6 protein-coding genes are annotated in these 4,364 nt (G+C 55.3%); 4 read left to right on the top strand and 2 right to left on the bottom strand.

The genetic code is table 11. The annotated features are described in order from the left end of the window. The coding region (locus L692_RS29095; RefSeq protein WP_036724062.1) for an ArsR/SmtB family transcription factor at window positions 1–147 on the bottom strand (147 nt) is incomplete at its 3' end. A 190-nt stretch (window positions 148–337) separates the two neighbouring features. On the opposite strand from L692_RS29095, the gene L692_RS0116235 reads away from it, so the two are divergent. The 3 genes from L692_RS0116235 to L692_RS0116225 all read left to right on the top strand — a co-directional run bounded on the left by L692_RS0116235 (window position 338) and on the right by L692_RS0116225 (window position 2,404). Then, window positions 338–1,342 (top strand): YpdA family putative bacillithiol disulfide reductase, encoded by a 1,005-nt coding sequence (locus tag L692_RS0116235; RefSeq protein WP_025701179.1) that lies wholly within the window; start codon window positions 338–340, stop codon window positions 1,340–1,342. A gap of 2 nt (window positions 1,343–1,344) precedes the next feature. Next, window positions 1,345–1,788, top strand: coding sequence for a DUF441 domain-containing protein (locus tag L692_RS0116230; protein WP_025701178.1), 444 nt, complete (start codon window positions 1,345–1,347; stop codon window positions 1,786–1,788). Window positions 1,789–1,888: 100 nt separating this feature from the next. Then, on the top strand, window positions 1,889–2,404 hold the full coding sequence (locus L692_RS0116225) for a hypothetical protein (protein ID WP_025701177.1): 516 nt from the start codon (window positions 1,889–1,891) through the stop codon (window positions 2,402–2,404). A 71-nt stretch (window positions 2,405–2,475) separates the two neighbouring features. Here the strand turns inward: L692_RS0116225 and L692_RS0116220 are convergent, their stop codons facing one another. After that, window positions 2,476–2,820, bottom strand: coding sequence for a HesB/YadR/YfhF family protein (locus tag L692_RS0116220; protein WP_025701176.1), 345 nt, complete (start codon window positions 2,818–2,820; stop codon window positions 2,476–2,478). 507 nt (window positions 2,821–3,327) lie between these two features. Between L692_RS0116220 and L692_RS0116210 the strand changes: the two genes are divergently transcribed. Then, a partial coding sequence (locus L692_RS0116210; RefSeq protein WP_025701175.1) for an ABC transporter transmembrane domain-containing protein occupies window positions 3,328–4,364 on the top strand: 1,037 nt, incomplete at its 3' end.

Genomic DNA, 4,364 nt, shown 5'->3' with positions numbered 1-4,364 from the left:
ATGATGCGTCACCGTCGGCTGCGACAGATTCAGCTTCTCCGCCAGCGCCTGGCCGTGCATTTCGCCTTTCGACAACAGCAGGAGCATGCGAAGGCGCGTGGGATCGGCGAGAGCTTTGTGATATCCTACGATTTTGTCCAGTTGCAACGAAGACACTCTCCTCTTGAAGAAACTCATTAGATATATATCTAATTATATAACGGTTGACGCCATTAACGCAAACGGAAAAGCGGGCGGCGTCCCGCCCTGGAAAAACCGCGCAAATTGCGGTAGGATGTAGTTTGCACGTTCCAAACGGACGAAGAACATACGAAAATAACGGGAGGTAATCCGCTTTATGCATGATGTCGTTATCATTGGAGCCGGACCCTGCGGTCTTTCCGCCGCCATTGAATGCCGCAGGCTGGGCCTGTCCGCGATCATTGTGGAGAAGAATTTCATCGTCCACTCCATCTATCTGTATCCGACCCATATGCAATTTTTCAGCACACCGGAGCTGCTGGAAATCGGGGATGTCCCCTTCACGACGCCGAACGAGAAGCCCTTCCGCCACGAGGCGCTCGTCTACTACCGGAAGGCCGCCGAGCTGCACGGTCTGGAAATTGCCGCCTATGAAGAAGCTACCGGCATTGAGCGCCTGGAAGACGGGACCTTCCGCGTAAACACCGTGAACCGGCGGGGCGAGCGCCAGGCCCGGCATGCGGCCTCTGTTGTCATTTCGACCGGCTACTTCGATCAGCCGAACTGGATCGGCATTCCCGGGGAGGAACTGCCGAAGGTAACGCATTATTTTGGGGAAGCCCACCCCTACACCGGCATGAAGGTTGCGATTATCGGAGGCAGCAATTCGGCCGTGGACGCGGCTCTTGAGCTCGTTCGGACCGGAGCAGAGGTCGACATGATCTACCGCGGGAACAGCATCTCCGGCAATATCAAGCCGTGGGTGCGTCCGATCTTTGAAAGCATGGTGCAGAAGGAAAAGATCCGACTCCATCTTTCCTCCAGAGTAACCGAAATCAAGCCGGATGCGGTGGTCGTGTCCTCCGGTTCGGAAGAAGAAGCCTATACACTGGACAATGATTTCGTTCTGGCGATGACCGGCTTCAGACCGGACCGCCGGCTGATGTCGTCCATCGGTGTCCTGATGGACGACGATATGGATAAGCCCGTATTTGATCCGACGACGATGGAGACTAATATTCCGGGTATTTACGTGGCCGGAGTCATCGCCTCCGGGCGCAACGCCAACGAGATTTTCATCGAAACGGGCCGCCGGCACGGAGCGCTGATCGCCGCGCATGCAGCCGCAAAGCGTCAGGCGGCAGACAAGGGGCGGAGCTGAACATGGACTACACTTCCCTGCTTCTTCTGGGGCTGGCCGGGCTTGGCATCATCAGCAGCAACTCGACCGTAACCATCGCCATGGTGGTACTGCTGCTGGTGCGTCTGCTCGGTCTTCATCAGGCGTATCCCTGGCTTGAAAAGTACGGACTGACGGTCGGCATTATCATCCTGCTGATCGGTGTCATGACTCCGCTGGCAAGCGGCCGTATTTCTCTGCAAACCGTAGGTCAGGCCTTTCTTCACTGGAAATCGCTGACCGCCATCGGTATAGGCATTCTTGTCGCCTATCTTGGGGGCCGGGGTACTGCCCTGATCGGCAGCCAGCCGACGATTGTCGCCGGTCTGCTGATCGGAACCGTCATCGGAGTCGCCGTCTTCAAGGGCGTTCCGGTCGGACCGCTGATCGCTGCGGGCATATTGTCGCTCATCATTGGAAGAATGTAAGCGTACAGGCGCTTATTGACTTTTGCCCTGTACAGTGTTTTGATATTTTTAAATCCTATCGAATGGATTATGGCAGCACCCGAACTTCAGGAGGATAATGATGTCAAGACAATTTGTGACGGAAGCCGTTATGATGGCCATTTACGGCCAGCTGCTGGTACCGAATAGACCAGTGGAATATATCGTTCCCTATACCACAATTCTGGAACTGTACGAGCTGCGGGACAGCGACGAGCCGCTGATGAACATTCCCGACGACGACCAGCACGTCAAGGCCAAGATTGGTGAACTGATCGCCTATTTCGAGCAGCCGCTCAACCAGAAGAAGATCCGCCGCTGCCTGAATGTTCCATGGGCCAAGAGTCCGGCCATCCTGCTCGGCGAGCGGGCACAGATCACCGTCATCAACAGCGTGGACAATGCCAGTTACGGCGAAACCTACGACCCGATCGAGACCGAGCTTCTCTTGACCTCGCAGCGGGCGAAGATTCCGATCCTGACCGATCAGGTCGAGCTGATCCACCGGATCATCGACGGAGGCGTGCCCGTGATGGTGTACGATATCGACGATTTTGAATTCGCCATGGAAGAAGAAACCTTCCGCAGATCCCATTGACCTCTCTCCCCTGTGCGGGTTACAGAGCGCAAAGAGCAGCCCTTGCTTTCGGCAGGGGCTGCTCTTGCTCGTCACTGATTTGCGTTTGCGCCGGCGGCGGCTTCCTTAACCTCAGCCACGCCGGGTTCAGGCTCGTACCGGTATTCGATATCATCCTCTTCCGGCATGTAGATAATCGACAGTCCGTAGCCTTCCATATACCATAAATCCGGCTCCTCGATATAAAAAACGACGCCCTCCCGGGAGACCTCAAGCCCCGGATGCTCCGGCCGCTCCACGGCAATGCCGAGCGAAAATCCGGGATGAAGCCCGCCGCCGGAGCTGTAACGGGGAAACAGGCGGATAGAGTCGCCCTCCGTTAAGCCGAGCTCCCGCTTGAACCAGGAGGCGGCGTCGGCGCTGACCGAAATGCTCATTAAGCGTTCAACTCCTTTGTCTATTACTTTTATCATACCCCAATCCGGATTCTATTCCAATCGTCCGGAAAGTACGGCGATCTGAAAATGTTCTCTTTTTGTTCGAAAATAGGTTTGACAATTTTGCAGGCCCGGTGATAAACTCGACATGAGCGAAACGTCTTCAAATCATTGCCAAAAAAATTTAACGAAAGGGTGATCTCGGTGTTTAAATTTATGGATATTCATCGTATTTATGTCGGCAGCCTTATCCAATTGAATACCGAAGCAGCCCTGCAGGTGAACCTTTCCCGGAAGCGCGTATTCCAGCCGCTCTTGCTCCCGGAAAGCTGAACATTGTCCTGCCCGGTGCTGTCACGCACCGTGCGCATGATACGTTTGAGAAACCAGGCATATCGTCCGTTAACGGACGGTATGCCTTTTTTTGCTCTTCACCGAAACGTTAATCCCGCTTAAACCTTGGCCCTGTTGCAAGGCGCTACTCCTATATCGAAAGGAAGGGATTTCATGTTTTCCGTTTTAAAAGATCTCGGCTGGTTCTTCCGCCGGGAGAAAAGGCGCTATACGATCGGCTTGTTCGTGCTGATTATCGCCGGCGTCATTGAACTGCTGCCTCCGCGGCTCCTGGGGAACGCCATTGACGACATCGTGCATGGGTCCATTACGGCAGGCTCGCTAATCCGGTATATCGCCATGATCCTCGCCCTGCTCCTGATCATCTACTGGATTACGTACATATGGATGCGCAGCCTGTTCGGAGGATCGAATCTGGTTGAACGCCTGCTGCGTTCCCGCTTTATGGGCCATTTGCTTACGCTGACGCCCTCTTTCTTCGAGCGGAACCGCACCGGAGACCTGATGGCCCGCGCCACCAACGACATTCGGGCGGTATCCGTAACCGTGGGCTTCGGAATGCTGACGCTTGTCGACTCCACCATCTTCTTCTCCGTTGTGCTGCTCGCCATGGGCTTTCTGGTGAGCTGGAAGCTGACGCTGGCCGCCGTGCTGCCCCTCCCGCTTATCGCGGTGGCGATGGCGATCTACGGCAAAGCCATTCACGACCGCTATAGTCTGGCCCAGGACGCCTTCGGCGCCATGAACGACCAGGTGCTCGAATCCGTATCCGGCGTGCGCGTGATCCGCGCCTATGTGCAGGAGCGCCTCGATGAGAAACGATTCGGGGAAATCACCGATGATGTGTACCGCAAAAATATGGCTGTGGCGAGAGTTGACTCCTTTTTCGAACCGACCATCCGGTTCTGTGTGGGATTAAGCTACATTATCGGTCTGACGTATGGAATCTACCTCGTCTTCCGGAATCAGATTACGCTGGGCGATCTCGTATCGTTCAGCATGTACCTCGGCATGATGGTCTGGCCGATGTTCGCCATCGGCGAGCTGATCAACATTATGCAGCGCGGCGGCGCTTCGCTCGAACGGATCGACGAGACGCTGAATTCCGTCCCGGATGTCCAGGATATCGCTCATCCGGCGCTGTTAGCCGGACCTGACCGGATTGAATTTAACGATGTGACGTTTCGCTA

Source organism: Paenibacillus forsythiae T98 (genome assembly GCF_000520735.1).
In the GTDB taxonomy this organism is placed as follows: domain Bacteria; phylum Bacillota; class Bacilli; order Paenibacillales; family Paenibacillaceae; genus Paenibacillus_AQ; species Paenibacillus_AQ forsythiae.
This window is presented reverse-complemented; position numbering and strand designations above follow the sequence as displayed.